The organism is Comamonas sp. JNW, from assembly GCF_003105075.1.
In the GTDB taxonomy this organism is placed as follows: Bacteria; Pseudomonadota; Gammaproteobacteria; order Burkholderiales; family Burkholderiaceae_C; genus Comamonas; species Comamonas squillarum.
On record NZ_QETI01000008.1, the window covers coordinates 24,481 to 50,529 of the forward strand.

At 64.8% G+C, this 26,049-nt stretch carries 25 protein-coding genes; 13 read left to right on the forward strand and 12 right to left on the reverse strand.

Annotated elements, in window-relative coordinates:
- The first annotated feature begins 1 nt into the window (after nt 1).
- The 3 genes from DCO45_RS12945 to garD all read left to right on the forward strand — a co-directional run bounded on the left by DCO45_RS12945 (nt 2) and on the right by garD (nt 4,028).
- Nucleotides 2-1,297, forward strand: coding sequence for a glucarate dehydratase family protein (locus DCO45_RS12945; RefSeq protein ID WP_116926237.1), 1,296 nt, complete (start codon nt 2-4; stop codon nt 1,295-1,297).
- A gap of 56 nt (nt 1,298-1,353) precedes the next feature.
- The gene (locus DCO45_RS12950) at nt 1,354-2,355 is read left to right on the forward strand and encodes a tripartite tricarboxylate transporter substrate binding protein (protein WP_116926238.1); all 1,002 of its coding nucleotides are present in this window, start codon (nt 1,354-1,356) and stop codon (nt 2,353-2,355) included.
- A 101-nt stretch (nt 2,356-2,456) separates the two neighbouring features.
- A complete protein-coding gene (garD, locus tag DCO45_RS12955; protein WP_116926239.1) occupies nt 2,457-4,028 on the forward strand; it encodes a galactarate dehydratase in 1,572 nt (523 codons plus the stop codon).
- A gap of 19 nt (nt 4,029-4,047) precedes the next feature.
- Here garD and DCO45_RS12960 read toward each other — a convergent pair whose 3' ends face one another.
- The 8 genes from DCO45_RS12960 to DCO45_RS12995 form a co-directional block, all read right to left on the reverse strand.
- On the reverse strand, nt 4,048-4,890 hold the full coding sequence (locus DCO45_RS12960; protein ID WP_243419343.1) for a ChaN family lipoprotein: 843 nt from the start codon (nt 4,888-4,890) through the stop codon (nt 4,048-4,050).
- 62 nt (nt 4,891-4,952) lie between these two features.
- Nucleotides 4,953-5,522: a pentapeptide repeat-containing protein gene (locus DCO45_RS12965; RefSeq protein ID WP_116926241.1), complete on the reverse strand. Its 570-nt coding sequence runs from the start codon at nt 5,520-5,522 to the stop codon at nt 4,953-4,955.
- 17 nt (nt 5,523-5,539) lie between these two features.
- Nucleotides 5,540-6,775: a tetratricopeptide repeat protein gene (locus DCO45_RS12970; protein ID WP_116926242.1), complete on the reverse strand. Its 1,236-nt coding sequence runs from the start codon at nt 6,773-6,775 to the stop codon at nt 5,540-5,542.
- A complete protein-coding gene (locus DCO45_RS12975) occupies nt 6,772-8,448 on the reverse strand; it encodes a DUF4384 domain-containing protein (RefSeq protein WP_133248157.1) in 1,677 nt (558 codons plus the stop codon). Before DCO45_RS12975 ends, DCO45_RS12970 begins: the two co-directional genes overlap by 4 nt.
- 117 nt (nt 8,449-8,565) lie before the next feature.
- Nucleotides 8,566-8,901 carry a hypothetical protein gene (locus DCO45_RS12980; RefSeq protein WP_021025065.1) on the reverse strand — a complete coding sequence of 112 codons (336 nt, stop codon included), beginning with the start codon at nt 8,899-8,901 and terminating at the stop codon, nt 8,566-8,568.
- A gap of 166 nt (nt 8,902-9,067) precedes the next feature.
- Complete coding sequence (locus DCO45_RS12985; RefSeq protein WP_021025064.1) at nt 9,068-9,367, reverse strand: hypothetical protein; 300 nt, start codon at nt 9,365-9,367, stop codon at nt 9,068-9,070.
- A 118-nt stretch (nt 9,368-9,485) separates the two neighbouring features.
- The gene (locus DCO45_RS12990; protein ID WP_116926244.1) at nt 9,486-9,899 is read right to left on the reverse strand and encodes a hypothetical protein; all 414 of its coding nucleotides are present in this window, start codon (nt 9,897-9,899) and stop codon (nt 9,486-9,488) included.
- A 432-nt stretch (nt 9,900-10,331) separates the two neighbouring features.
- Nucleotides 10,332-12,524, reverse strand: coding sequence for a malate synthase G (locus DCO45_RS12995; protein WP_116926245.1), 2,193 nt, complete (start codon nt 12,522-12,524; stop codon nt 10,332-10,334).
- 398 nt (nt 12,525-12,922) lie between these two features.
- Here DCO45_RS12995 and DCO45_RS13000 point away from each other — a divergent pair, with 398 nt between their 5' ends.
- On the forward strand, nt 12,923-13,282 hold the full coding sequence (locus DCO45_RS13000; protein WP_116926246.1) for a hypothetical protein: 360 nt from the start codon (nt 12,923-12,925) through the stop codon (nt 13,280-13,282).
- A gap of 351 nt (nt 13,283-13,633) precedes the next feature.
- Nucleotides 13,634-13,993, forward strand: coding sequence for a hypothetical protein (locus DCO45_RS13005; protein WP_116926388.1), 360 nt, complete (start codon nt 13,634-13,636; stop codon nt 13,991-13,993).
- A gap of 71 nt (nt 13,994-14,064) precedes the next feature.
- Here the strand turns inward: DCO45_RS13005 and DCO45_RS13010 are convergent, their stop codons facing one another.
- Nucleotides 14,065-14,751 (reverse strand): response regulator transcription factor, encoded by a 687-nt coding sequence (locus tag DCO45_RS13010; protein ID WP_116926247.1) that lies wholly within the window; start codon nt 14,749-14,751, stop codon nt 14,065-14,067.
- 96 nt (nt 14,752-14,847) lie between these two features.
- The gene (locus DCO45_RS13015) at nt 14,848-16,098 is read right to left on the reverse strand and encodes a PAS domain-containing sensor histidine kinase (RefSeq protein ID WP_116926248.1); all 1,251 of its coding nucleotides are present in this window, start codon (nt 16,096-16,098) and stop codon (nt 14,848-14,850) included.
- Nucleotides 16,099-16,267: 169 nt separating this feature from the next.
- Here DCO45_RS13015 and DCO45_RS13020 point away from each other — a divergent pair, with 169 nt between their 5' ends.
- The 8 genes from DCO45_RS13020 to DCO45_RS13055 all read left to right on the forward strand — a co-directional run bounded on the left by DCO45_RS13020 (nt 16,268) and on the right by DCO45_RS13055 (nt 24,129).
- The gene (locus DCO45_RS13020) at nt 16,268-17,194 is read left to right on the forward strand and encodes a LysR family transcriptional regulator (RefSeq protein ID WP_021025057.1); all 927 of its coding nucleotides are present in this window, start codon (nt 16,268-16,270) and stop codon (nt 17,192-17,194) included.
- Nucleotides 17,195-17,198: 4 nt separating this feature from the next.
- On the forward strand, nt 17,199-17,645 hold the full coding sequence (locus tag DCO45_RS13025) for a DUF2214 family protein (RefSeq protein ID WP_116926249.1): 447 nt from the start codon (nt 17,199-17,201) through the stop codon (nt 17,643-17,645).
- Between the two features lie 41 nt (nt 17,646-17,686).
- Nucleotides 17,687-19,396, forward strand: coding sequence for an arginine--tRNA ligase (argS, locus tag DCO45_RS13030; protein ID WP_116926250.1), 1,710 nt, complete (start codon nt 17,687-17,689; stop codon nt 19,394-19,396).
- Between the two features lie 26 nt (nt 19,397-19,422).
- On the forward strand, nt 19,423-20,127 hold the full coding sequence (locus DCO45_RS13035) for an SPOR domain-containing protein (RefSeq protein ID WP_116926251.1): 705 nt from the start codon (nt 19,423-19,425) through the stop codon (nt 20,125-20,127).
- A gap of 56 nt (nt 20,128-20,183) precedes the next feature.
- Nucleotides 20,184-20,828: a thiol:disulfide interchange protein DsbA/DsbL gene (locus tag DCO45_RS13040; RefSeq protein WP_021025053.1), complete on the forward strand. Its 645-nt coding sequence runs from the start codon at nt 20,184-20,186 to the stop codon at nt 20,826-20,828.
- Nucleotides 20,829-20,938: 110 nt separating this feature from the next.
- Complete coding sequence (gene lptA / locus DCO45_RS13045) at nt 20,939-21,607, forward strand: lipopolysaccharide transport periplasmic protein LptA (protein ID WP_116926252.1); 669 nt, start codon at nt 20,939-20,941, stop codon at nt 21,605-21,607.
- Nucleotides 21,608-21,630: 23 nt separating this feature from the next.
- Entirely contained in the window at nt 21,631-22,407 is a 777-nt protein-coding gene (gene lptB / locus DCO45_RS13050) for an LPS export ABC transporter ATP-binding protein (protein WP_116926389.1), read from the forward strand.
- A gap of 105 nt (nt 22,408-22,512) precedes the next feature.
- A complete protein-coding gene (locus DCO45_RS13055) occupies nt 22,513-24,129 on the forward strand; it encodes an RNA polymerase factor sigma-54 (protein ID WP_116926253.1) in 1,617 nt (538 codons plus the stop codon).
- Between the two features lie 76 nt (nt 24,130-24,205).
- Here DCO45_RS13055 and DCO45_RS13060 read toward each other — a convergent pair whose 3' ends face one another.
- Both DCO45_RS13060 and DCO45_RS13065 read right to left on the reverse strand, forming a co-directional pair.
- Entirely contained in the window at nt 24,206-25,129 is a 924-nt protein-coding gene (locus DCO45_RS13060) for an aspartyl/asparaginyl beta-hydroxylase domain-containing protein (RefSeq protein ID WP_116926254.1), read from the reverse strand.
- Between the two features lie 138 nt (nt 25,130-25,267).
- Entirely contained in the window at nt 25,268-26,020 is a 753-nt protein-coding gene (locus DCO45_RS13065; RefSeq protein WP_116926255.1) for a hypothetical protein, read from the reverse strand.
- Nucleotides 26,021-26,049: the final 29 nt, after the last annotated feature.

Below are 26,049 nucleotides of genomic sequence, written 5' to 3' on the forward strand. Positions count from 1 at the left end.
GATGAGTACCTCACACGCCATTCGCCATATCCGCATCACGCCGATTGCCTTCCGCGATCCGCCGCTGCTCAACGCTGCCGGCATCCACGAGCCCTGGGCGCTGCGCTCCATCATCGAGATCGAGACGGCCTCGGGCCTGGTGGGCATCAATGAGAGCTATGGCGACCAGCCGATGCTCGATGCACTGGCCAAGGCGGCACCGGCACTGGTGGGGCTGTCGCCCTGGGCGCTCAACGAGATGGAGCAGCGGGTGGCCGCGCTGGTGGCGCCGCCCGTGCAAACGGCCTCGGAGTTTCTGGGCCAGCAGGTGTCGCTCGCGCCGGGCACCCATGTGTCCAAAACAGTGGCCAAGGTGGTCAGTGCGTTCGAGGTGGCCATGCTTGATCTGCAAGGCCAGATGGCGAATGCGCCCGTCGTGGATCTGCTGGGCGGCGCGGCGCGCCCCAGTGTGCCGTTCTCGGCCTACCTGTTCTACAAGTACGCCGAGCATGCCGGCCAGCCCTATGCCCCGGATGCCTGGGGCGAGGCGCTGACACCGCAGCAGCTGGTGGCACAGGCCCAGCGCATGATGGGCCAGTACGGCTTTCAGAGCATCAAGCTCAAGGCCGGGGCCTTGCCGCCCGATGAGGAGGCTGCCGGCATTCTGGCCCTGGCCGAGGCCTTTCCCGGCCTGCCTTTGCGCATCGATCCCAATGCCAACTGGACGGTGGAGACCAGCCTGCGCATTGTCGAGAAGCTGCGCGGCGTGCTGGAGTACTACGAAGACCCGGCCCCCGGGCTGGACGGCATGGCGGCCGTGGCCCGCGCCTGTGAGGTGCCGCTGGCCACCAATATGGTGGTGACCGATTTTGCCGAGTTCCGGCGCAATGCCGAGATGGGCTGCCCGGTGAAGATTGTGCTGAGCGACCACCACTACTGGGGCGGCCTGCGCGCCACGCAGCGCCTGTCCAGCCTGTGCCGCACCTTTGACCTGGGCCTGTCGATGCACAGCAACTCGCACCTGGGCATCAGCCTGGTGGCAATGACGCATCTGTGTGCCAGCGTGCCGCTGCTCACCTATGCCTGTGACACGCACTACCCCTGGCAGGACGAGGAGGTCATCGAAGGCGGGCGCCTGCAGTTTGAAGCGGGCAGCCTGCGCGTGCCCAGCACGCCGGGTCTGGGCGTGCGCCTGGACCGCAATGCGCTGGCGCGCCTGCATGACAACTACCTGCACTGCGGCATCCGCAACCGCGATGACCTGGGCCAGATGCGCAAGTACGACCCGAGCTTCGACGGCAAGCAGCCGCGTTTCTGAGCCCCACCGAGTTCATTGAACCAGCCTTTTGACGATTACAAACCAAGGAGACATCCATGCAACGCAGAACCCTGATCCAAAGCTCCCTCGCGGCCAGCGCCTTGATGCTGGGCGCCGGCCTGGCCAGCACCTCCGCGCTGGCCCAAAGCAGCTGGCCCACGGGCAAATCCATCACCTACCTGGTGCCGTTTCCCCCCGGCGGCAATACCGACACCCTGGCACGCGTGATCGCCCAGCCGCTGGGCAAGGCGCTGGGCACGCCGATGATCATCGAGAACAAGGGCGGGGCCGGCGGCAGCGTGGGCTCGGCACTGGCCGCGCGCGCCGCGCCCGATGGCTACACCATCCTGGGCGGCACCATCAGCTCGCATGCGATCAATATCAGCCTGTATTCCAAGCTCGACTACGACCCGGTCAAATCCTTCACGCCGGTCGCGATGCTGGGCTCGGGCCCGCTGGTGCTGGTGGTGCCCGCCTCCAGCCCCTACAAGACCCTGGCTGATGTGATGGCTGGCAGCAAGGCCAAGGCCTCCAGCGGCGGGCTGACCTCGGCTTCGCCCGGTAGCGGCACCTCCAACCACATGGCGCTGGAGCTGCTGGCCTACCAGACGGGCGTCAAGTTCACCCATGTGCCCTACAAGGGCAGCGGCCCGGCGGTGCAGGATGTCATCGGCGGCCAGGTGGACATGATGTTTGACACGGCCCTGGTCGTGGGCCCGCACATCCAGGCCGGCAAGCTGCGCCCGATCGCGGTGACCAGCTCCAAGCGTCTGGAATCGCTGCCCGATGTGCCGACCATTGCCGAGGCTGGTGAAAAGGGCTTTGACATGGGCTCCTGGCAAGCGGTGTTTGCACCCGCTGGCACACCCAAGCCCGTGGTGGACCGCCTGCATGCCGAGATCATGAAGATCGTCGCCACGCCGGAAGTGCAGACGCGTTTGAAGGCCTTTGGCATGCAGCCCTCGACGATGACGCCGGCCGAGCTGGCCGAGTTTCAGAAGGCCGAGGTGGCCAAATGGGCGCAGGTGATCCAGGCCGCCGGCATCAAGGCCGATTGAGCGTTTGCGTGCGGCCCTGTCGCGCAAAGCGACAGGTGCCAGGCGGGCCGGCAGCGCGCATGCGCTACGCTGCCGGAGCACCGCCGTAGAGAGTATTTGCCATGACACAAGCCAGAACGACCCCACTTTCGATTTCCATGCATGCGGCGGACAACGTCGCGATCATCGCCAATGACGGCGGGCTGCCGGCCGGCACGGTGCTGCCCTCGGGCCTGCGGCTGGTGGAGCAGGTGCCGCAGGCGCACAAGGTGGCCTTGGTGGACATTGCGCAGGGCGAGGCCGTGCGCCGCTACAACGTGGTCATCGGCTATGCGCGCCAGGCCATTGCCGCGGGCAGCTGGGTGCATGAGCGCCTGCTGCAGATGCCCGAGGCCCGCTCGCTCGAAGGCCTGCCCATTGCCACGGTGCCGGCCCCCGATCTGCCACCGCTGGAGGGCTATACCTTTGAGGGCTACCGCAATGCCGATGGCACGGTGGGCACCCGCAATATCCTGGCCATCACCACCACGGTGCAGTGCGTGGCGGGCGTGCTCGATTTTGCGGTGCGCCGCATCAAGGCCGAGCTGCTGCCGCGCTACCCGCAGGTCGACGATGTCGTCGGGCTCGAGCACAGCTATGGCTGCGGCGTGGCCATTGATGCGGTGGGTGCCGAGATCCCGCAGCGCACCTTGCGCAACATCAGCCACAACCCGAACTTTGGCGGCGAGGTGATGGTCGTGAGCCTGGGCTGCGAAAAGCTGCAGCCCGAGCGCCTGCTGCCGCCGGGCTCCTTCCCGATCGCCGATGAGCGCGCGCCCGCGTTGGATGTGGTCTGCCTGCAGGACGAGGCGCATGTGGGCTTCATGTCGATGGTGCAGTCCATCATGACCCGCGCCGAGGCGCACCTGGCACGGCTGAACCAGCGCCGGCGCGAGACCGTGCCGGCCAGTGCCTTGGTCGTGGGCGTGCAGTGCGGCGGCAGCGATGCCTTTAGCGGCGTCACCGCCAACCCGGCCGTCGGCTTTTGCACCGATTTGCTGGTGCGCGCAGGGGCGACCGTGATGTTCAGCGAAGTGACCGAGGTGCGCGATGGCATTGACCAGCTCACCTCACGCGCCTCAACCCCAGAGGTGGCGCAGGCGATGATCGACGAGATGGCCTGGTACGACGCCTACCTGGACAAGGGCAAGGTGGACCGCAGCGCCAACACCACGCCGGGCAACAAGAAGGGCGGCCTGTCCAACATCGTGGAAAAGGCGATGGGCTCGATCATCAAGAGCGGCACAGCGCCCATCACCGGCGTGCTCTCGCCCGGCCAGAGACTCGCAGATCGCGGCATCGAGCGCGGCCTGGTCTATGCGGCGACGCCCGCGAGCGACTTCATCTGCGGCACCTTGCAGCTGGCCGCCGGCATGAACCTGCATGTGTTCACCACCGGGCGCGGCACACCCTATGGCCTGGCGCAGGTGCCGGTGATCAAGGTGGCCACGCGCAGCGATCTGGCGCGCCGCTGGCATGACCTGATGGATGTGAACGCCGGGCGCATTGCCGATGGCGAGGCGAGCATCGAGGAGATGGGCTGGGAGATGTTCCGCCTGATGCTGGAGGTGGCCAGCGGCCGCAAGAAGACCTGGGCCGAGGAGTGGCAGCTGCACAATGCGCTGGTGCTGTTCAACCCCGCCCCGGTGACCTGAGCACGCAGAGGCTTGGCCTCTACTTCTTCCACTTCTCGCGCAGCGCGGCGCAGTGGTCCTGGGCCGGCAGCGCCGGGGTGCTGTGTACCCAGTCGCGGTCGGCCGCATCGGCCTGGGCCTGGCTGCCCGCCTGGCCAATGGCCACCACCGAGCGGGTGCCCGCAGGCAGCCAGGTCGGAATGCCGATGCTGCGCAGCACATGGCCGCGCCCGGCGATCAGCAGCACCGTCTTGCCGGGCTGCAGCTGGGAGCTAGCGGTCTGGGCCATGCTGTCGTCCTTGGCCAGCTGGATGCGCGCCATCTGGGCCAGCTGGCCCTCGGGCAGCAGGCCGCAGTGGCCGTCGGCAATGGCGTCGAGCTGGCGCTGCCATGCAGCAGCGGGCAGGTGGCTGTCCCAGCGGGTTTGCTGCATCACATCGCGCATCTGCGCTCGCGGCAGGTTGCCGCCCAGCACGGGCACCCCCGCCTGCACCGCCGCCATCACCGCCGGGCCGTAGTGGCGCCAAGGCCAACTCTTGTCATTCCAGGCCAGCGCCTGCTGCACCTGGGCTTCGCTGGCGCTGGGGGCCAGGCCCTGGGTGCTGTGGCCGGCGTCGGCCATCTCCAGCACCACGGCGGCCAATTGCTGTCGCGCGGCCCACTGGGCCACCGTGGTCTGCTGCCACTGCTGGTGCTCGGGCGCATCATGCTGCTCGCCCAGCAGCAGCACATCGGGCGCTTTGGAGCGCGCCAAGGCTGCCAGGTTGAATTCGGCGTTGGCGGAGGCTGCGGCTTGGGGCGGTTGGCTTGTGCAACCGCCCAGCAGCGCCAGACCCAGCAGGCCGGACAGCCAGCCACCATTGCGAATGGATGGTATTTGCATCATTCGCGCATCGTAGTGGCTGGCCTGCGGCCTGTCGACCTGAAGGGTTGCCGTGTCCTCGCTCAGCGGCGCTGGCCGTTGGTCCAGATCGCGCCGGTGGTCAATGCGCCTTCCATCGACACGTTGACCAAGGTGGCGCCCGTCAGGTTGGCGCCGGCCAGGTTGGAGTTGTCCAGGCTGACATTGACCAGCTCGGCGCCCTGGAAGTTGGCGCCCTGCAGGTTGGAGTTGGACAGGTCTACATTCGTGAAGCTGTGGCCGGCAAAGTTGGCCTGGGGCAGGTTGGAACCGGACATATTGGCGTTCACATGGGCCTGGTTGCCGCCGCCGCCGCTGCGCTTTTGGCTGCGCACGGTGGCCGACGTTTTGCCCTGGCCTTCGACGACGACGGCTGCGCCACCGGCCCCACCGTGCACGGTGCTGCTGCGGCCGGGGATATTGGTCTCGGCCACGGCGCCACGGCCCGAGGCCGCATTGACGACGGCACCGTTGACGGTGACCGAGGCGCCTTGGCTGCCGCCGCGCACATCGACGCCGGGGGCCGAGATGACGGCGCCTTGCGCCCAGACGCCGCCAGCGGCCAGGCTCAGGGCCAGCACGGCCAGGGCCTGCTTGATTTTGGGTTGTTGCATGCTTGTCCTTTCTTGCGCTACTCGGTGAGCGGCGCGTTGTGACTCAGGTTGGAGGGCTGCATGCCTGGGGCATGCGCGGCAGAGGGGAGCCCCTCGGTCGGCACCACCTGCTCCTGCGAGAGCGGTGGGGTGTTGGTATCTGCTGCCGCATCGCCATCGGCGGCGGGCGGCTCTGGCCAGGCAAAGGGCTGCTGGCTCAGCTGCGAGAGCGGGTCGGCCACGCGTTGGGGGCGATCGGGCGGCGCGCTGGGGTGTTTTTCTTCGACCTGCAAGGCCACGGCATTGATGCGCGCGGCCAGCTCCTGCATCCAGGCTTCGTCAATGACCGGTTGCTTGTCGTTGCTGCGGCTGAAGATCAGCGCCAGAAACTCGCGCGCCTTGGGCGAGCCGGCATCGGCGGCGCGCCGGTAGTACTGGATGGCGGTGGCGAAATTGCGCTGCACGCCGCGCCCCAGATGGTAGCGGTAGGCCAGCTCAAGCAGCGCATTGGCATTGCCCTCGTCGGCACGCGCGCGCAGGCGGCCCAGCTGCTCGGCGGTGCTGGCGCGCTGGTAGCTGGCGATGCGGCCGAGGTTTTGGGCCGCCGTCTGGCTGCCGCCGGCCTGGGCCTGGGCGTACAGCTCCTTGGCCTCGTTCATGCGCCCTTCGAGCTCGCGCTCGACGGCCAGGTCATTGAGCGCCATCGCATCGCCATCGCGCGCGGCCTGCTCCAGCAGCAAGCGCGACTGCTGCATGGCCTTGGGGCCGGTGACGCGGCGCTCGACCAGGGACAGCAGGTAGGTGGCCTTGGCCAGGCGCGCATCGGCTGCGCGCTGCAACCACTGGCGGCCGGTGGGCACATCCCGCACACCGCCGGTGCCCGTGCCCAGCATGTAGCCCAGCGCCGCCATGGCCCGGGCATCGCCTTGTGCGGCGGCCTGGCCCAACCACTGGCGGGCCTGGGCGCCCGCTTGCGGCAGGCCGGCGTTCTGGTAGTAGTACATGCCCAGCTCGAACTGGGCGCTGACTTCGCCTTCCTGTGCCTGTCGGCGCAGCGCCTGCAGGCTGGCATCGCTGCGCTGGGCCGGCATGCGGATCGATGAGCCCGGCGCGGCGGGCGCTGCAGGGGCCGGGCTGCTGGCGGCCGCGCCGGCATCGCCGCTGCCTGCCGCGGGCAGAACAATGGCGGCCCAGCTGGCGCAGGATTGCAGCAGCAGCCCGCCGGTCAGCGCCAAAAGGCCCGCCCGGCGGCGGTGAGGTGCGAGGCGCCTCATCGCGTTTTGCCGCGGCGTGCGGGGGCGGCGGCAGGGGCAGGCTGGGCAGGGGGGGTGGCCACAGGGCCCTCCACTTCCCAGCGCAGCTGCGACTGGGCGATGACGCCGGTCTGCGCGGCAATCTGCTGCTGCACGGCCTCGATGCTGGTCAGGCCCTCAATCGGTGCCAGCTGGGCCTGGGTGAGGGCCACCGGCACGCGGCCGGTCAGCGGCTTGGTGGTCTGGGCGCAGTACACCTGCTCCACGCCAGGGCGGGCGGTCTCGATCAGGAAGGAATTGGCCTGCGACACATCGGGCACCATCAGGCCGATGCGACCCTGGGCCACCACCGCCTGCTGCTGCGGGTTGGGATAGACCTGGGTGACCACCTGGGCGGCATCCTGGTAGTAGCAGTAGAGAAAGCCGGTGCGGGCCGGCGCCACACGCAGCACCACCGAGGTGCCGATGGGCAGCTGCGAGGCCAGCTCCTTGTGGCCGAGCAGGGACAGCGCCAACGCGTCGGTGGTCGGCTCGTTGTCCGGCAGGCCGTGCGGGCGCGGCTTCAGTTCGTTGCTTTGCGGCGAGTAGCTGGAGGCGATCTTGTCATCGGCCGACATGCCGGCATACAGGCGCAGCAGCCCCATATAGGTCTCAAAGTTGACGACGCCAACCGGGGTCAGGTCCAGCGATGCCTGGTAGAGCGCGAGCGCATTGCGCAGCGCGGTGGAGTCGTTCCCATCGATGGGGCCGCTCCAGGCGCCTTGGGCCTGCAGCACGCGCTGGGCCAAGGTGATGCGGTCGGCCGCGCCTTGCTCGTCAAACCAGGTGCGCATCTGGCGTTTGAATTCGGGGTGGTTTTGCTCGTAGTCGATGCATTCCCAGTACGGCACCTTGGCCCATTTGCCCACCAGCTCGATGGTGGCCAGGTCGACCAGCAGGCGCACGGCCGCGCCCGCGCCCTGGTTCACGTCGGCAGCCACTTCGTACTGCACGCCCAGGCGGTAGATGTGCTTGGGCAGGCCGGTGGCGCGCCCGCCGATCTCGACCGAGCGGCCGCCGGTGGCGACGACCAGCTCGTTGGCTGAATCCAGGCCGGGGTAGAGCGTGCGGGAGTTCATGTCGCCCAGATGCAGATCGAGCCCCACCACCGTACCCAGCAAGTCCCAGCTGTAGCCGGTGTCGGTATTGGCGGTGGAGACGCCCAGGCTGCTGCGCTTGGAGACCACCGTCTTGTCGCCAAAGCTGATGGCGCCCGAGACATAGATCTGTGGCTTGCGCAGCTCGATCTGACCGTTGTTGAGCAGCAGGCTGGTCATCGTCTGCACGGTGTCCTGCTTGAGCGCATCGACTTCATAGTCGACCACGCGGAAGGCCTGGCTGGTGCGTGACATGCGCGAGAGCGCCGTGATTACCATCTCCTTGGTGCCGGTGGAAAACAGCCCCGAGGGATCGGGGATGCTCTTGACCGCGACCAGCGTCGAGGGCACCTGCTCGGCCGCCAGCATGCGGTCCATGCAGGCCAGGCCTTCGCGCATCGCCGATGCGGATTTGGTGGGCGTGACCAGCGGTGACTGCTCGGTGATGCCCTTTTCAATGATGTCCTTGCGGTCGGACAAGGTTGGCTGGATGCTGCAGGCAGACAAGGCCAGCACGCAGGGCGCAAGCGCCAGGCGGCGAATCGATGAAAGATGCATGGTGGTTATTCGTTATGGCGATGGTGGGGCTGCCGCTGGGCTCAGCGTGCTGCCGGGCTCCCTCGTCCCGGGGTGGCTGCACAGAGTTTTCTGGCTCTGGCGCAGAAGCCATCGTGTTTATTTGCAGATATTGATGACTGAGCCACGTACCACGGTGACCTGGTCGGCATTGCCTGCCCCATAGCGGTTACCGATACCGGCCGTGCCTTCGTTGATCTGGGGGGCGGCACCCACATTTGTATTGCAGTTCTTGCCCGAGGGGCCGGTGACCATTTCACGCTCGATGGCGGATCTGGAGTCCTGCTCCGTCAGGTAGTTGCGGGCCATGGCATTGCTCACCTTGTTGCGTGAGGCTGGATCGAGCCCGGTGCGGCCTGCGGGTGGCTTTTGCTGGGCCTGTGCGGCGGCGCACAACAGGGCGAGAACCCATACCCCGGCATAGCTGGCTTTCATGCGCAGTCTCCTTGAGGGACCCTCTGCACAACGATCGCAGGCGAAGGGATGCGGCGGCCGCATCCCTTGGCGCTGACGAATGCTCTGCAGAAGATCTTTTTATAGGGGCCGGCCAGCAAATGGTCTCCAGACGCATTCGGCGGCCAGCGGGATGAAGGGATGGGGATTACTTGCCGTCGTTGGAGGCGAGGTTTTGCTCGGCCTTGGTCATCGCGCCGATCGCCATATTGGCCACGGCACCATTGGTGACCGAGACTTCCTGCTTGTTATTGCCGCCAATATTGACGTTGCCCTTGTTGGAGGCCAGGTTTTGCGTAGCGGTAGCACCTGCGCCGATGGCCATATTGGCGACAGCGCCGTTCTTTACAGTGACCTTCTGGTCGTTGTTGCCTTTGATTTTCACTTCTGCCTGGGCAGACATGGCGATAGCCGAAACCGACACCAGAATTGCGAAAAACTTCTTCATAAAAATCTCCTCGTTACTGAAAGAATATGGTGCACTTCCTGTGTATGCACCTCTGCAGTCAGCTCCCCATGTCGGAGAAACCGAACCGTTCATTGGCGTGCGGCCGCAGGGCGCCCTGCTACCGTCCACCAATGTTCACTACGCTGCGCATGCCGGTGCCGGTGGCCTGGTTGACCACCGGTCCGCCTACGGACACCACCTGGCTGCCGCTGCCGACTCCGCCATTGCGCGACGCAATATTCAATTCGCTATAGGCACCGAAACTGGCCATGTTCGCGACCACGCCATTGACCGAGGTCACCTGGTTGTTGCCGCGAATCTGGCGGATGTTCTTGTTCGATGAGATATTCATCACCGCCTGGGCCGCCGGGCCGGAGATATTGACGATGCCGCCATTGACCACCACCTGCTGGTTGTTTTGGGCGAATACCGAGGCGCTCAGCCCCAGGCCTGCCCACAGCAGCAGATGCCGCTGTTGTGCCAGTACCTGGATGCATGCCTGCTTGGCGCATGTAATGGATTGATGGCCCATAGTCAATAGCTCCTTGCCGATAGACGAAAACTTGCTAAGGCGTGTTTTTAACTGCAGACCGGTGCCGCGAAATGACGAGTTGAAACCGAGTGATTCATGAATATTTCATGACATAAGAAATATCTGGTAGCAATTGACTTTGATTTTTTGAAAGTGCCTATAGAAAATAAATATGCGAGTAACAAGTGAATTACATATGAGCCTATAAACCGAATAGATGCGTAAGCAATTTCTTTACAAAGATCTGCAAATTGGTAAGGCGCTTTACTTTTGAGCTTTGTTTTTACGAATAAGTAAAAAAGCCTGCCCAAATGGGGCAGGCTTTGAACCGGATTAGCGGGGGTGCTATAAAAAAAAGCAGCCCATTGGGCTGCTCCTGGTGTTTACCCTAGGGCAAACCATGCGCTGTGCCGCGCAAGGCGGAGCCTGCGTTCAGGCGCCGGCCTTGACCTTCAGGCGCCAGGCGTGCAGCAATGGCTCGGTGTAACCCGAGGGCTGCTCCTTGCCCTTGAACACCAGGTCCAGTGCGGCCTGGAAGGCGGCACCCTGCGGGTTGGCCACTAGGCTCTTGTAAGCCGCGTCGCCTGCGTTCTGGCCATCGACCACCTTGGCCATGCGGGCGAAGCTGTCGCGCACCATCGCTTCGGTCACGATGCCGTGCTGCAGCCAGTTGGCGATGTGCTGGCTGGAGATGCGCAGGGTGGCGCGGTCTTCCATCAGGCCCACGTTGTGGATGTCGGGCACCTTGGAGCAGCCCACGCCCTGGTCGATCCAGCGCACCACATAGCCCAGGATGCCCTGCACATTGTTGTCCACTTCCTGCTGCTTGTCGGCATCGCTCCAGTTCGGGTTGGCGGCCACGGGTACTTGCAGGATGGCATTGAGCAGGTTGTCGCGCTCGGCATCGGCGCTGGTCTTTTCCAGCTCCTTTTGCACCTCGGCCACATTGACCTGGTGGTAGTGCAGCGCATGCAGGGTGGCGCCGGTGGGCGAGGGCACCCAAGCGGTGTTGGCGCCGGCCTTGGGCTGGGCAATCTTTTGCTCCAGCATGGCCTTCATCAGGTCGGGCATGGCCCACATGCCCTTGCCGATCTGGGCGCGGCCGCGCAGGCCCATGGTCAGGCCCACCAGCACATTGCTCTTTTCATAAGCGGGCAGCCAGGCGCAGGTCTTCATGTCCGCCTTGCGCACCATGGGGCCGGCGTACATGGCGGTGTGCATTTCGTCGCCGGTGCGGTCCAGGAAGCCGGTGTTGATGAAGGCCACGCGTGCAGGCGCTGCGGCAATCGCAGCTTTCAGGTTCACCGTGGTGCGGCGCTCTTCGTCCATGATGCCGAGCTTGACGGTGTTGGCAGGCAGCCCCAGCATCTGCTCGACGCGGCCAAACAGCTCGTTGGCAAAGGCCGCTTCGGCCGGGCCATGCATCTTGGGCTTGACGATGTAGACACTGCCGGTGCGGCTGTTGCGGATGCCCTGGGCGCCCTTGCCCTGCAGGTCGTGCATGGCAATCGCCGTGGTCACCACCGCATCCATGATGCCTTCGGGGATCTCTTTCTGGTCGGCACCCCAGAGGATGGCCGGGTTGGTCATCAGGTGGCCGACATTGCGCAGGAACATCAGCGAGCGGCCATGGAGCTTGAGGCTGTCGCCATTGGCGCCCGTGTACTCGCGGTCGGCGTTCAGGCCCCGGGTCACCGTCTTGCCGCCCTTGTCGAAGGACTCGGTCAAGGTGCCCTTGAGAATGCCCAGCCAGTTGGCGTAGCCGTTGACCTTGTCTTCAGCGTCCACCGCCGCCACCGAGTCTTCCAGATCGAGAATCGTCGACAGCGCCGCTTCCACCACCACGTCAGAGACGCCGGCGGCATCGCTGCTGCCAATGGGGGTGGCCTTGTTGATGATGATGTCGATATGGATGCCATGGTTCTTCAGCAGCACCGATTGGGGTGCGGCGGCATCGCCTTGGAAGCCGACGAACTTGGCAGCTTCGTGCAGGCCGGTCTTGCTGCCGTCCTTGAGCGTGACGGCCAGTTGGCCGCCTTCGACGGCGTAGCCGCTGGCATCGGCGTGCGAGCCTTTTGCCAGCGGCGCGGCCTGGTCCAGGAACTGGCGGGCATAGGCGACGACCTTGGCGCCGCGCACCGGGTTGTAGCCCTTGCCCTTTTCTGCGCCGCCGTCTTCGCCAATGACATCGGTCCCGTAGAGCGCGTCATACAGCGAGCCCCAGCGGGCGTTGGCCGCGTTGAGCGCATAGCGCGCATTGAGAATGGGCACCACCAGCTGCGGGCCGGCTTGCACGGCCAGCTCGGAGTCCACGTTCTCGGTGCTGGCCTTCACGTCTTGCGGCTGCTCGACCAGGTAGCCGATCTGGGTCAGGAACTGGCGGTAGGCCGGCATGTCGGTGATCGGGCCGGGATGGGCCTTGTGCCAGCTGTCCAGCTCGGCTTGCAGGCGGTCGCGCTCGGCCAGCAGGGCCGCGTTCTTGGGCGCCAGGTCAGAGACGATGGCATCAAAACCTTGCCAGAACGCAGCGGGCTCCACGCCGGTGCCTGGCAGCACCTGGGTGTTCACAAAGTCATACAGAACCTGGGCCACTTGCAGGCCGTGGACGGTGGTGCGTTCAGTCATGGTGTCTACCTTTCAATACTTAACAACTGCAGGTGCGCGGGAGCACCCATCAGCACACTTTATTCCATACCCGCCATGGCAATCAATCCATTAAAAACACTTTGATATATGACTTTTATGGATGTAATCAACGACTGTCAGCGCCTCGTTAGGGGGGGGTGTGGATGTGATGGTTTGAATGATCTGATCCGACATATTTATATATCAAGCCTTTGTCAGGATGCTGTCGGCGTAGGCGCTGGCTTGCTGCAGCGCCCCTACCACAGCTGTTGCCCAAAAGTAGCAAGCCGTCAGAAAAAGCGCGCAAAGCTTGATGGAAATCAGAAATGATCAGATACAATCATTTTCATCAGGAGGCGGTAATTTTCCACGCGCCTTCGCTTCTCAGGAGTGTTTCCATGGCGAATTTGACCGACAGCTTGAATGATCTGATGTCTCTGGACGGCGCTTTGTGCGCAGCCGTTGTCGACTACAACAGCGGCATGATGCTGGCCAGCGCCGGCACTGGCGTGGACATGGAACTGGCAGCTGCCGGTAACACCGAAGTGGTGCGCGCCAAGATGAAGACCATCAAGGCCCTGGGCCTGAACGAGAACATCGACGATATCCTCATCACGCTGGGCAAGCAGTACCACATCATCCGTCCTTGCTCGCGTCTGGCCGGCATCTTTGTGTACTACGTGCTCGACAACAAGCGCGCCAACCTGGCACTGGCACGCCGCAAGGTGACCGACGTCGAAAGCGCGATGACCATGTAAGGTCGGGCCGCGCCAGGCCAAGCTGGCGTCTGCGCCAGTTTTGCCTTCGTGCCTGGGGTGGTGCGCTGCCCTGCCACCCGACTGGGCGCCCAGGCGGCCATAGCGTCGCAAATAACATACGCTTTGTTACGATATGCGGGTATGGTCTTCGCCTGCATTTTTTGCAGGCGGACATAAGCCAGACCATGCGCGGTTGCTATCCAAATGTCGAATATCTGCGCCGAATGCACCTGCCTGGGTAACAGCCGCATGCAGAGAATGATTGCTCCGATCAGAAGTGACTTATTAGAATCATCTATACCTTCATAAGGTGGTAGTGCTTGATATAGATCACATGGATTGGAGATCGACATGGCAAATCTGAACGACAGCTTGAGCGACTTGATGACGATGGACGGCGCGCTGTGCGCTGCCGTGGTGGATTACAGCAGCGGCATGATGCTGGGCAGCATCGGCAGCGGTGTGGACATGGAGCTGGCAGCAGCTGGCAACACCGAAGTGGTGCGCGCCAAGATGAAGACGATGAAGGCCCTGGGCCTGAACGACAACATCGACGACATCCTCATCACCTTGGGCAAGCAGTACCACCTTATCCGCCCATCGCAGAAGCTGGCCGGCATCTTCGTCTACTACGTGCTGGACAAGGCCCGCTCCAACCTGGCGCTGGCCCGCCGCAAGGTGGCCGATGTCGAATCGAACATGACCATGTAAACGACGATGGTCGCCACAGCACAACGGGCCCGATGGGCCCGTTTGCTTTTGCAGCGCCCGTGCTGCGCAGCTTAGGCCGAGACCAGCGGCGCGCGGAACTGGTAGCCCACTTTTTGCTGCGATTGCAGCGGCACCGCCAGCGGCGTGGCCTTCTCGATGCGGCGGCGCAGGCGGTAGATGGTGGCGTGCAGGCTGTTGTCGGAGTCGCTGGCGGTCGGGTAGCCCAGCAGTTCACGGATCTGGTCGCGGCCCACGACGGCGCCCTGGGCTTTTAGAAAACACTGCATCAGCATCAGGTCGGTGGGGCTCAGTTCCACGCTCTGGCCATCGGGCGTCAGCAGCAGGCTGCGGTGGCTGTCGAGCTTCCAGGCCGTGGCGACCTGGGCGGTGGTCATGATGCGGCGGTGCACGGCGCGCACGGCCAGCTCCACCTGCTCGAAGGTCACCGGCTTGGTCAGGTACATGTCGGCGCCGGCATGGATGACCTCGGCAAACACCTCGGGGCCCAGCCGTCCCGAGACGATCAGCACGCCCGCCTGGTTGCGCTTGCGCAGAATGCGCAGAAGATCGGTGCCGTTGACGCCGGGCAGCATCAGGTCCAGCACATAGAAGTCAAAACGGTAGGGCTCGATATCGGCTAGCAGGTCGCTGCTGTCGTTGTAAACCTGTACCTGCACGCCCTGGTTGCGCAAGTGTTGGGCCAGAAATTCGCTGTATTCGGGGTCGTCGTCGACCAGGGCGAGCGTGGCGGGGAGCATGGTGGTTCCGTGAAATGGTGCAGTCGGTGAAAAGTCCTGAGAAGCGCGGTGCCAGCTTCTGCAGGGGCAAGCGGCCGGTGGCCATCGCGTGGCTGGCTAATCATCCAGCCCTTGGGGCAACTCGATACGCATGATGGTGCCGTTTGGCTGGCGCGGCAAGGCCTGCACCGTGCCCTGGTGCAACTGCACCACCGAGCGCACGATGAACAGACCCAGCCCGGCACCCGCCCGGTGGCGGTGCTCGGTGCCGCGCGTGCCTTTCTCGAACAGGCGCGGGCGCAGGCTGTCGGGGATGCCCGGGCCTTCGTCGATCACCTCGATGATCAGCGCCAGCGGGTCGTCCGAATCGGCCAGGCGCAGCAGCACGGGGCTGTCGACCGGCGCGTAGTTGAGCGCGTTGTTGAGCAGGTTGCGGATGGTCAGCCGCATCAGCGCCGGGTGCAGCTGCACCGTGCGCGCCTCGGCATCCCAGACCACCTGGATGCGCGGGCGGGCATCGGCAGCGATGTCGTGCAGCACCAGGTTGACCAGGGTGGGCAGATCGGTATCGGACGAGGCGCCAGCGCGCCCGCCCACGGCAAGAATAGTGCCGGCGGCCAGGGTGTTGTCCAGGGTGCCGATGACCTGCTGGAGCACATGCTCGGCGCGCAGCAAGGCCTTGGTGGCCGGCGTGGTCTGGCTCAGCTGCAGCTCGGCAATGGCCGACATGGTGGCCTGCATCGCGGCCGAGGCGTTGTTGAGCGGCTGGCGGATCTCATGCGAGAGCAGCTGCAGCATTTCGCTGTGCTCGGTGAGCATGGCGGTGCGCCAGTCCAGCAAGGTGCGCAGCTTGAGCAGCTCGCTTTTCTCCTCGGTGCGCTCCAGGTCGGTGGACGACAGCGCGGCCAGTTGCGCGCGCAGGTCATCCGCTTGCGCCGCATTGGCGTATTCGGCGCTGCAGTCCTGCATCAGCATCAGCACGCCCTGGGCGGTTTTGCTGCCTGCCGGCCCGGGCCAGAGGTGGGGCGAGAGGCTGATGCGGCGCCAGGCGACCTGGCCATGGGCATCGGTCTTGCACGTGTCGAACTGCTGGCGCAGGCCCTGGGTGGCGGCCTGCAGCGCCGCGTGGTGCTGCTGGGCAAAGTCGGGGGGCAGCGCTTCATCGAGCTGCTGACCGACGATGCCGGTGGTGGGCACACCAAACCATTCGCACCACTGCGGCGTGGCCAGGCGCAGGCGCTGGTCACGGCCCCAGTAGGCCATGGCAACGGGGCTGCTGCCAAACAAGCGCAGCAGTTGCGCGGGGGCGTACCAGAGCGCGTCGGCGCTGGAGGGAGTGCTGGTGGGCGGCGTTGAAGCTGACGGCATAGGAGCGGGGGCGCGGGAAAAGAGCGGCTGTCAATGAGTGTCGCAGCGGGATGTGCGCTTTCATGCGCCCGCCAGGCCGGAGCCCCGATGATAATAGGCTGTGGCCCAGCCAGCGCGTCGCACAAGCGGCGGCCAGCGGGCTTTGCGTATTTTCTGTGTTCTGTCTGGTATGGATCGCCTCAAGCAGCTCGAATCATTTGTCGCCATCGCCTCGCGCGGCAGCCTCACGGCCGCTGCCAAGGCCGAAGGCGTGGCCCCGGCCATCATGGGCCGCCGGCTCGATGCGCTGGAGGAGCGCCTGGGCGTCAAGCTGCTGGTGCGCACCACGCGCAAGCTCACCCTGACGTACGAGGGCGCGGCCTTTTTGGAAGACTGCCAGCGCCTGCTGGCCGAGCTGGCCAGTGTCGAGGCCAGCGTCAGCGCCGGGGGCATCAAGGCCACTGGGCATCTGCGCGTGACCGCACCGGCCGGCTTTGGGCGCCGCCATGTGGCGCCGCTGCTGCCGCTCTACCATGCGCGCCACCCCGACGTGACGATCTCGCTGAACCTGAGCGACCGCCTGGTCGACCTGGCCGGCGAGGGCTATGACTGCGCGATCCGCGTGGGCGACCTGCCCGACTCCTCACTGGTCAGCGTGCGCGTGGCCGACAACCGGCGCCTGTGCGTGGCCACGCCCGAGTACCTGCGCCGCCGCGGCATTCCCCGCCACCCCAGCGAGCTGAGCCAGCATGACTGCCTGACCTTGTCGAGCGAGGCCTCGCAAACGCGGGGCTGGGCGTTTCGCATGCCGGCGGCCACTGGCGCCAGCGAGGTGGTCTACCTCAAGCCTGGCGGCCCGCTCGATTGCTCGGACGGCCAGGTGCTGCACGACTGGTGCCAGCAAGGCTGGGGCATTGCCTGGCGCAGCACCTGGGAGGTCGAGTCCGAGATTGCCGCCGGCCGCCTGGTCGAGGTGCTGGAGGACTTTGCTGCGCCGCCCAACGGCATCTATGTGATGTTCCAGCAGCGCAAGCACCTGCCGCTGCGGGTGCGCTTGTGGATCGATTTCGTCAAGCAGCACTACGAACGTGCCGATTTCTGGAAAAAGATGGAGTAACACGATGACTTTGGAAGCTGTTCTGGCCTGCCTGCACCTGCTGGCCTTGTTGACCATGGTGGTTTTTCTCTCCAGCGAGGCGGCGTTGTGCCGCGCCGAGTGGATGAATGGGGCCGTGGTGCAGCGCTTAGCGCGCCTCGATCTGATCTACGCCTTTGCCGCGCTGGCGGTGCTGGCCACCGGCTTGCTGCGCCTGTTTCTGGGCGCCAAGGGCGTGACCTGGTATGTCAGCCAGCCGCTTTTTCACCTGAAGATGAGCTTGGTCGTCGTCGGCGTGGTGCTGTCGTTCAAGCCGACAGCCGTGTTCCGCCGCTGGTTACGGCAATTGCGCGACAATGGCGCTTTGCCCGGGGACGCCGAGGTGCGCGCCACGCGTAAATGGGTCATGTGGCAAGCCCATCTGATTCCCGTGATCGCCGCCGTCGCCGTGTTTTATGCCCGGGGCTGGTAAACCGGCCTGGCGCTGGTAACCGCTTCGTCTAAGTTTCAAATATGTTGCAAGTCAAAAAAGATTTGCTCGCAGTGCTTGCTGCCGAGCTCGAGAAATTGTCGCCTGGCGCAGGTAGCCGTGCGGCCTTTGAAACGCCCAAGGTGGCCGCACACGGAGACTATGCCGTGACCGCCGCGATGCAGCTGGCCAAGCCGCTCAAGGCCAATCCCCGCGCGCTGGGCGAGCAGCTCAAGGCGGCGCTGGAGGCCGCGCCCGCCTTTGCGCAATGGGTGGATGCGGTCGAGATCGCCGGTCCAGGCTTTTTGAACCTGCGCCTCAAGCCCGCTGCCAAGCAGCAGGTGGTGCAGGAAGTGCTGGCCCAGGGCGAGCGCTTTGGCATGCAGCCGCCGCGCGATGAAAAGATCATCGTCGAGTTTGTCTCGGCCAATCCCACCGGTCCGCTGCACGTGGGCCATGGCCGCCAGGCCGCGCTGGGCGATGCCATCTGCAACCTCTACGGCAGCCAGGGCTGGAGCGTGCACCGCGAGTTCTACTACAACGACGCGGGCGTGCAGATCGACACCTTGACCAAGAGCACCCAGCTGCGTGCCAAGGGCTTCAAGCCCGGTGACGACTGCTGGCCCACCGACAGCGACAACCCGCTGGCCAAGAACTTCTACAACGGCGACTACATCGGCGATATTGCCCAGGCGTTCCTGGCCAAGCAGACCATCGAGGCCGATGACCGCGCGTTCACCGCCAATGGCGATGTCGAGGATTACGACAACATCCGCAACTTTGCGGTGGCCTACCTGCGCAACGAGCAGGACAAGGACCTGCAGGCCTTCAACCTCAAGTTTGACGAGTACTACCTCGAATCGAGCCTGTACCAGAACGGCCATGTGGACGAGACCGTCCAGCGCCTGATCGCCAGCGGCCACACTTATGAGCAAGATGGCGCGCTGTGGCTGCGCACCACCGACTTCGGTGACGACAAGGACCGCGTGATGCGCAAGTCCGACGGCACCTACACCTACTTCCTGCCCGATGTGGCCTACCACACGCAAAAGTTCCTGCGCGGCTACGGCAAGGCCGTCAACATCCAGGGCACGGACCACCACGGCACCATCGCCCGCGTGCGCGCCGGTCTGCAGGCGGTCAATGTCGGCATTCCCCAGGGCTACCCCGACTATGTGCTGCACACCATGGTGCGCGTGGTGCGCGGTGGTGAAGAGGTCAAGATCAGCAAGCGCGCCGGCAGCTATGTCACCTTGCGCGACCTGATCGAGTGGACCAGCAAGGATGCGGTGCGCTTTTTCCTGCTCTCGCGCAAGCCCGATACCGAGTACACCTTTGATGTCGACCTGGCCGTGGCCCAGAACAACGACAACCCGGTGTTCTACGTGCAGTACGCCCATGCGCGCATCTGCTCGGTGCTGCGCGGCTGGCAGGAGCAAGGCGGCGCTGGTCTGCCTGCGCTGAGCGGCATTGACCTGGGCGCGCTGCAAGGGCCGCAGGCCCAGGCGCTGATGCAGATGCTGGCCCAGTATCCCGAGATGCTGAGCAACGCCGCGGCTGGCAATGCGCCGCACGATGTTACGTTCTATCTGCGTGACCTGGCCTCGGCCTACCACAGCTACTATGATGCAGAGCGTATCTTGGTGGATGACGAAGCCACCAAACTGGCCCGTCTGGCACTCGTGGCAGCGGTCGCGCAGGTGCTGCGCAATGGCCTGGCCGTGCTGGGTGTGAGTGCACCAGAGCGCATGTGATTTTGCGAACAAAGGTAATAACTGCAATGCGACGACATCAACGTGGTGGAACCATCCTGGGCCTGATCCTGGGGCTGCTGGTGGGCGTGGGCGCGGCCTTGGCCGTGGCCGTGTACGTCACCAATGTGCCGGTGCCGTTTGTCAACAAAGGTGGCGTGCGCGGCGAGGCCAAGGACAAGGCCGAGGCGCAACGCAACCAGAACTGGGACCCGAACTCGCCGCTCTATGGCAAGAACCCCGCGCGTGCGCCCGCGGCTGTGGCACCGGCCGCTCAGGGCGTGGTGGTGCCTGAGCCGCCGCGCACGGTGGCTGACAACGCCCCCGCGCCAGTGGAAAACAAGCCTGCCAAGCCCGAAGTGGTGCTGCCCGATACCACCAAGCCCGCTGACAAGCCGGCAGACAAGACCCAGGTCGCAAAGCTCGACCCCAAGGCCGGCCAGGGCGCCGATCCGCTGGGCGATCTGGCCAAGTCGCGCAGTGCCGATGGCACCGACGGCTTCCAGTACTTCGTGCAGGCCGGTGCTTTCCGCAGCCAGTCCGATGGCGATGCACAGCGCGCCAAGCTGGCGATGATGGGCTGGGAAGCGCGGGTGAGCGAGCGCGAAGTCAATGGCCGCACCGTATACCGGGTGCGCGTGGGCCCCTTCAACAAGCGCGATGATGCCGATGGCCTCAAAGGCAAGCTCGATGGCGCCGGCGTGGATGCGCAAATCGTCCGCGTGCAGCGTTGAACTTTTGGCGGTGCAGGGCACTCCTAACCGCAACTTGTCACTGGAGTTAACAAAACATGAAACGTCGTGAGTTTTCCACTTTGGCGGCTTCCGCTACTGCCGCCTCGGCGCTGAGCCTGCCTTTTGCCACCGGCGCCAACGCACAGGCCAAGTTCAAGGAAGGCAAGGACTACCTGAAGCTGGCCAAGCCCGTCACCCCCGATGCGCCCGCTGGCAAGGTCGAGGTGATCGAGTTCTTCTGGTACAGCTGCCCCCACTGCAATGCCTTCGAGCCGCAGTTTGAAGCCTGGGCCAAGACTGCCCCCAAGAACCTGCAGATCCGCCGCGTGCCTGTGGCCTTCAACAACACCTTTGTGCCCCAGCAAAAGATCTACTTTGCGCTGGAGTCGATGGGCCTGATCCCTGACGTACATGTCAAGGTTTTCCGTGCGATCCACGTCGAGCGCCAGCGCCTGAACAAGGACGACGAGATCTTCGCCTGGATGGACAAGAACGGCGTGGACCTGGCCAAGTTCAAGGAAGCCTACAACTCCTTCAGCGTCGCAGGCCAGGTGCGCAAGGCCACCCAGCTGCAAGAGTCCTACGGCGTCGAAGGCGTTCCATCGCTGGGCGTGGCGGGCAAGTACTACACCGACGGAACCCGTGCCGGCTCGATGAGCAACGTGCTGCAAGTGGTAGAGTTCCTGGCTGCACAAGGCTGAGCGGATTCCCCAACGCTTGAGACAGAGCCCGCGCACGCGGGCTTTTTTGTGCCAGAAACGGCCTAACGCTCCAGCATGGCTACAATGGGGCAGAGCAAGATTCATGCCTTATGAGACACCGTATTTTTAACTCTTTGTTGGTGGCAGTGGCCCTGGCCGTGCCGCTGCTGTCGCACGCCGAGCGTGCAGACCGCACCAAGCCCATGAACATCGAGGCGGACGATGGCCGCCACGATGAACTCAAGCAGACCAGTGTCTTCACGGGCAATGTGGTGGTGACCAAGGGCACCATCATCATCCGTGGCGCGCAGCTGACCGTGAGCCAGGACCGCGACGGCTTCCAGCACGGCGTGGTGACTGCTGCGCCGGGCAAGCTCGCATTCTTCCGCCAAAAGCGTGACTCGGCCCCAGGCGCGCCTGACGAGTTCGTCGAAGGCGAAGGCGAGGTCATCACCTATAACGGCCGCGATGACACCGTGCACTTTGAGCGCCGCGGCGAGTTGCGCCGTTACCGCGAGACAACGTTGACCGACCAGGTCAGTGGCCCGCTGATCGTCTACAACAATCTGAGCGATACCTTCACGGTCTCCGGCCAAAAGGGCGCCCAGGCGGCGGCCGATCCCAAGCCCGGTGCGCCCAAGAAGGACCGCGTCCGTGTGATCCTGACGCCCAAGGCCGATGGCAAGGCAGACGACAAGGCCAGCGCCCCGGCCAAGCCCGCTGCCGATGACAAGACGCCATTGCGCCCCAGCACCCAACTGAACGACGGAGCCAAGTGACCGTGGCAGAAAACTCGTCGACCATTTCCGTCAACGCCCGGGTCGCCAACAGCGACCACCGCAGCCAGCTGGAGGTCTTGCACCTGGAGAAATCCTATGGCAGCCGCAAGGTGGTCAAGGACGTGTCGCTGTCGGTGCGCAAGGGCGAAGTGGTGGGGTTGCTAGGCCCCAATGGCGCGGGCAAGACCACCTCGTTCTACATGATCGTGGGCCTGGTACGCAGCGATGGCGGGGATATCCGCATCGATGGGCAGTCGGTGGCCAATATGCCGATCCACCAGCGCTCGCAGCTGGGCCTGTCCTACCTGCCGCAGGAAGCCTCGATCTTTCGCAAGCTCAGCGTGCAGGACAATGTGCGCGCCGTGCTGGAGCTGCAAAAAGATGAGCATGGCAAGCCGCTCTCGCGCGCCGAGGTCGAGCGCCAGCTCACCGCGCTGCTGCAGGAGCTGCGGGTCGAGCACCTGCGCGAATCACCGTCAGTCGCGCTGTCCGGCGGCGAGCGCCGCCGGGTCGAGATCGCCCGTGCGCTGGCCACCCAGCCCCGTTTCATCCTGCTCGACGAGCCTTTCGCCGGCATCGACCCCATCGCCGTGATCGAGATCCAGCGCATTGTCGCCTTTCTCAAGGAGCGCGGCATTGGCGTGCTGATCACCGACCACAATGTGCGCGAAACCCTGGGTATCTGTGACCATGCCTGCATCATCAGCGATGGCAAGGTGCTGGCCGCCGGGACGCCGCAAGAGATTGTGGAGAACGCAGAGGTCCGGAGGGTGTATCTGGGTGAACATTTCCGTATGTGACATCGCACGCCTTGGCGGGCGTGCCAGCCAAGATGCCGTCCCGCGCTGCGGGGCCGGCAGGGCTGATCCGTTGCCAGCTGCCCCAGCCCGTGGGGAGGCGCAGCCATGATGCCGTCGCTGTCGCTGCGCGTATCGCAGAACCTGACCCTGACCCCCCAGCTGCAGCAGTCGATTCGCCTGCTGCAGCTGTCCACGCAGGAACTGACGCAGGAAGTCGAGCAGATGCTCGACGAAAACCCGTTTCTGGAGCGCGAGGGCGATGAGGCCCCCGAGGCTGAAGCCGGTAAAGAAGCCGCTGAATCTGCCGAAGCTGCAGACGCTGCAGACGCAGCCGACAAGGGTGCCGATACTGCTGCCAGCACCGACACCAACAACAGTAGCGATTTCGAGCCCGGAACCTCCGACCAGCCGCTGGATTTTGGCGCGGGCAAGGAAACCGGCGTCGATGCCGAGGCCGCTGCCGGCGATTCGGCATCGGACTGGGAAGAGTGGGGTGGCGATCTGCCCGCGCGCTCCAGCGCCAGCGATGACGACGACGAGACGCCGATGTCCGACCGGCGCAGCGAGCACCTGAGCCTGCAGGATGTGCTGCACCGCCAGGCCTTGTCGCTGCGCCTGTGCCAGGAAGACCGGGCCGCGCTCTACTTTCTGATTGAATCACTGAACGACGACGGCTACCTCGAAGAAACGCTGGCCGAGCTCGCGCAAAGCTTTGGCGACGCCAGTGACCCCGAGCGCTACGAAGTGCTGCTGCACCACCTGACTGTGGCGCTGCGCTTGCTGCAAAGCCTGGAGCCGATTGGCGTGGGCGCGCGCAACCTGTCCGAATGCATGCAGCTGCAGATCAAGGCCCAGCAGCGCCTGTTGGATGAAGAGGGCTCGGACACGCCCGAGGCCGATGCGCTGGCGCTGGAGACCGCTTTGCTGGTCTGCCAGGAATCGCTGGAGCTGCTGGCGCGCCGTGATGTGCGCAAGCTGGTGCAACTGACCGGATGCAGTGATGCCGCGGTGCGCAGCGCGCTGGCGCTGATCGCCAAGCTCGAGCCCCGCCCCGGCCGGCCCTATGCCGATGTGGACCGCAACACCATCATCCCCGATGTCATCGTGCGACCCAGCAATGAGCGCGGCCTGCCGGTGCCCGGTTTCAGCGTGCAGCTCAATGCCGAGGTGATGCCGCGCCTGCGCGTGCAGGATGTCTACGCCAATGCCTTGCGCAGCCACAAGGGCAGCGAGGGCCATGGCGCGCTGCAGCAGCGGCTGCAGGAGGCGCGCTGGTTCATCAAGAACATCCAGCAGCGCTTTGACACCATCTTGCGCGTCTCGCAGGCCATCGTCGAGCGCCAGCGCAATTTCTTTGTCCATGGCGAGCTGGCGATGCGCCCCATGGTGCTGCGCGAGATTGCCGATGAGCTGGGCCTGCACGAGTCCACCATCAGCCGCGTGACCACGGCCAAGTACATGGCCACGCCGCAGGGCACGTTTGAGCTCAAGTACTTCTTTGGCTCAGGCCTGGGCACCGAGACCGGCGGCAGTGCGTCGAGCACGGCGGTCAAGGCGCTGATCAAGCAGTTGCTCGACGAGGAAAGCGCGAAGAAGCCGCTGTCGGATGCAAAAATCGCCGATCTGCTGCAGGCCCAGGGCATTGAATGCGCGCGCCGCACGGTGGCCAAGTACCGCGAGGCCATGCGCATCCCGCCGGCCAGCCTGCGCAAGGCGCTGTAAGCGCAAGCAGCCAGGGCCCATAAAAAAAACCGCAGCTGCGTTATGCACTGCGGTTTTGTTTTGAGACGGTGCCGCTTTACTTTGGCCACAGCCACCAGATGAACAAGGCCAGCACGGCCAGCATCAGGCCAAACTTGGTGAGCTTGTAGGCGGTCTTGTTCCAGGCCTTGAAGCGGCGGCGGTACTGGCCCATGTAGAACGAGATCTTGAAGATGCGGCTGATGAAGCCACGCGGATCGCCTTCGTTGTTGGGCGAGCTGGCGGCAGCGACCACATGCGTGCCCAGCCAGCGGTTGAGCCACTGCGCAAAGCCATTGGTCATCGGGCGCTCGACATCGCAGAACAGCACGATGCGGTTGCCTTCGGACCGGTTCTCGGCCCAGTGCATGAAGGTCTCGTCAAAGATCACGCCTTCGCCCTCGCGCCAGCTGTAGGGCGTGCCATCGACCTCGATCATGCAGCGGTCATCATTGGGCGCCAGCACAGCGAGGTGGTAGCGCAGCGAGCCGGCATAGGGGTCGCGGTGCAGGTTGAGCTTGGCGCCGGGCGGCAGCTCGGCAAACATGGCCGCCTTGATGCCGGGGATGGACTGCACCAGCGCCGTGGTCTTGGGGCACAGCTCCATCGCAGACGGGTGGGCCTGGCCGTACCACTTCAGGTAGAAGCGCTTCCAGCCGGTCTTGAAGAAGGAGTTGAAGCCCGCGTCGTCGTTGTTGGCCGCGGCCTTGATCTGCATGGCCTGGTGCAGACCGATGGCCTCTTCGCGGATCTCGCGCCAGTGGGCCTGCAGCGGGGCCAGGTCGGGGAAGGTGCTGGTGGGCAGGTAGGGCGTGCGCGGTACCTTGCTGAACATCAGCATGAACACATTGAATGGCGCCGTGAACGTGGAGTGGTCAAACAGCTGGCGCAGCAGCTTGTGCCGCACCTTGCCACGCAGGTGCATGTAGAGGCCGCAGCCAAAGAAAAGCAGCACCAGGGCCAGAACGATGATTTTTGCCATAGACAGCGATTTTAGCGACTGTGCTGTGGCGGCTGTCTGCGCAAGCGCAAACTGGCGCGCTGCAAGGGCTGCGGGGCGGTGGGATGGCCTGCTGGCAGCAGGCCTATTGCGGTTTGGTCAATGGCAAGCCAGGTGCGCTTACCTGGGCTGGGCGGCAAAGGCGGTCTTGAGGCGCTGCAGCATCTCGCGGTTGAGCTGGCGCTGCTGGCCGCTCCAGTGCGTCATCGTCTTGTTCAGCTCGGCCTGCAGTGCGTTGGCGGTCTGCCAGTCGCCCTGGCCCGCAGCCCAGATCGCGTACTCGGCCATCACATCGAAGCTGCCCGAGTGCTGGCGCGCAAAATCAAAGCTCTTGCGCGCCATCGCCTGGTCGCCCAGCTGGGCGTAGGCCTTGGCCACCAGCAGGCCCACGGCCTCGGCGCGGAAGTGCACATCGGCCTGGGCAATCACGCGCAGCTGCTGCAGCGCCTGCTGCGGATGGCCGGCCTGGTAGGCCGCTTGCGCAGCGCCCCAACGGATATCGAGGTCGTTGGCAAACGGACCCTTCATACTGGCCTCGAAGTGGCCAAAGGCCTGCTCGGCCTGGCCATTGGCCAGCAGGGCCTGGGCCAGGCGGATCTGGTTCTGCGCGGTGGGGCTGTAGTCGTAGGCGGCCTGGGCTTCGCGCACCTCGCGGGTCGGGTCCAGCGCCTTGACGGCGTTGCTCGCCAGGCTGCGGGCATGGCGCTGCAGGCGCGAATTGGGCAGGTAGATGGCAAAGAAATACACCACGCTGCCCAGGAAGGGGAAGGCCAGCAGCACAAACAGCCAGTAGTTGTTCTGGCCGCTACGCACGGCGTGGACCGCAAAAAACAGCGCAATGATGACGTGTACGCCGGCTCCGAGGTAGGGCATCCGCATTCTCTCTGAGTGATGGAGGGGAA

Excerpts from the sequence above, each read along its gene's own strand:
- DCO45_RS12945 (WP_116926237.1), top strand. The coding sequence starts at position 2 with ATGAGTACCTCACACGCCATTCGCCATATCCGCATCACGCCGATTGCC.
- DCO45_RS12950 (WP_116926238.1), top strand. The coding sequence starts at position 1,354 with ATGCAACGCAGAACCCTGATCCAAAGCTCCCTCGCGGCCAGCGCCTTG.
- garD (WP_116926239.1), top strand. The coding sequence starts at position 2,457 with ATGACACAAGCCAGAACGACCCCACTTTCGATTTCCATGCATGCGGCG.
- DCO45_RS12960 (WP_243419343.1), bottom strand. The coding sequence starts at position 4,890 with ATGCAAATACCATCCATTCGCAATGGTGGCTGGCTGTCCGGCCTGCTG.
- DCO45_RS12965 (WP_116926241.1), bottom strand. The coding sequence starts at position 5,522 with ATGCAACAACCCAAAATCAAGCAGGCCCTGGCCGTGCTGGCCCTGAGC.
- DCO45_RS12970 (WP_116926242.1), bottom strand. The coding sequence starts at position 6,775 with ATGAGGCGCCTCGCACCTCACCGCCGCCGGGCGGGCCTTTTGGCGCTG.
- DCO45_RS12975 (WP_133248157.1), bottom strand. The coding sequence starts at position 8,448 with ATGCATCTTTCATCGATTCGCCGCCTGGCGCTTGCGCCCTGCGTGCTG.
- DCO45_RS12980 (WP_021025065.1), bottom strand. The coding sequence starts at position 8,901 with ATGAAAGCCAGCTATGCCGGGGTATGGGTTCTCGCCCTGTTGTGCGCC.
- DCO45_RS12985 (WP_021025064.1), bottom strand. The coding sequence starts at position 9,367 with ATGAAGAAGTTTTTCGCAATTCTGGTGTCGGTTTCGGCTATCGCCATG.
- DCO45_RS12990 (WP_116926244.1), bottom strand. The coding sequence starts at position 9,899 with ATGGGCCATCAATCCATTACATGCGCCAAGCAGGCATGCATCCAGGTA.
- DCO45_RS12995 (WP_116926245.1), bottom strand. The coding sequence starts at position 12,524 with ATGACTGAACGCACCACCGTCCACGGCCTGCAAGTGGCCCAGGTTCTG.
- DCO45_RS13000 (WP_116926246.1), top strand. The coding sequence starts at position 12,923 with ATGGCGAATTTGACCGACAGCTTGAATGATCTGATGTCTCTGGACGGC.
- DCO45_RS13005 (WP_116926388.1), top strand. The coding sequence starts at position 13,634 with ATGGCAAATCTGAACGACAGCTTGAGCGACTTGATGACGATGGACGGC.
- DCO45_RS13010 (WP_116926247.1), bottom strand. The coding sequence starts at position 14,751 with ATGCTCCCCGCCACGCTCGCCCTGGTCGACGACGACCCCGAATACAGC.
- DCO45_RS13015 (WP_116926248.1), bottom strand. The coding sequence starts at position 16,098 with ATGCCGTCAGCTTCAACGCCGCCCACCAGCACTCCCTCCAGCGCCGAC.
- DCO45_RS13020 (WP_021025057.1), top strand. The coding sequence starts at position 16,268 with ATGGATCGCCTCAAGCAGCTCGAATCATTTGTCGCCATCGCCTCGCGC.
- DCO45_RS13025 (WP_116926249.1), top strand. The coding sequence starts at position 17,199 with ATGACTTTGGAAGCTGTTCTGGCCTGCCTGCACCTGCTGGCCTTGTTG.
- argS (WP_116926250.1), top strand. The coding sequence starts at position 17,687 with ATGTTGCAAGTCAAAAAAGATTTGCTCGCAGTGCTTGCTGCCGAGCTC.
- DCO45_RS13035 (WP_116926251.1), top strand. The coding sequence starts at position 19,423 with ATGCGACGACATCAACGTGGTGGAACCATCCTGGGCCTGATCCTGGGG.
- DCO45_RS13040 (WP_021025053.1), top strand. The coding sequence starts at position 20,184 with ATGAAACGTCGTGAGTTTTCCACTTTGGCGGCTTCCGCTACTGCCGCC.
- lptA (WP_116926252.1), top strand. The coding sequence starts at position 20,939 with ATGAGACACCGTATTTTTAACTCTTTGTTGGTGGCAGTGGCCCTGGCC.
- DCO45_RS13055 (WP_116926253.1), top strand. The coding sequence starts at position 22,513 with ATGATGCCGTCGCTGTCGCTGCGCGTATCGCAGAACCTGACCCTGACC.
- DCO45_RS13060 (WP_116926254.1), bottom strand. The coding sequence starts at position 25,129 with ATGGCAAAAATCATCGTTCTGGCCCTGGTGCTGCTTTTCTTTGGCTGC.
- DCO45_RS13065 (WP_116926255.1), bottom strand. The coding sequence starts at position 26,020 with ATGCCCTACCTCGGAGCCGGCGTACACGTCATCATTGCGCTGTTTTTT.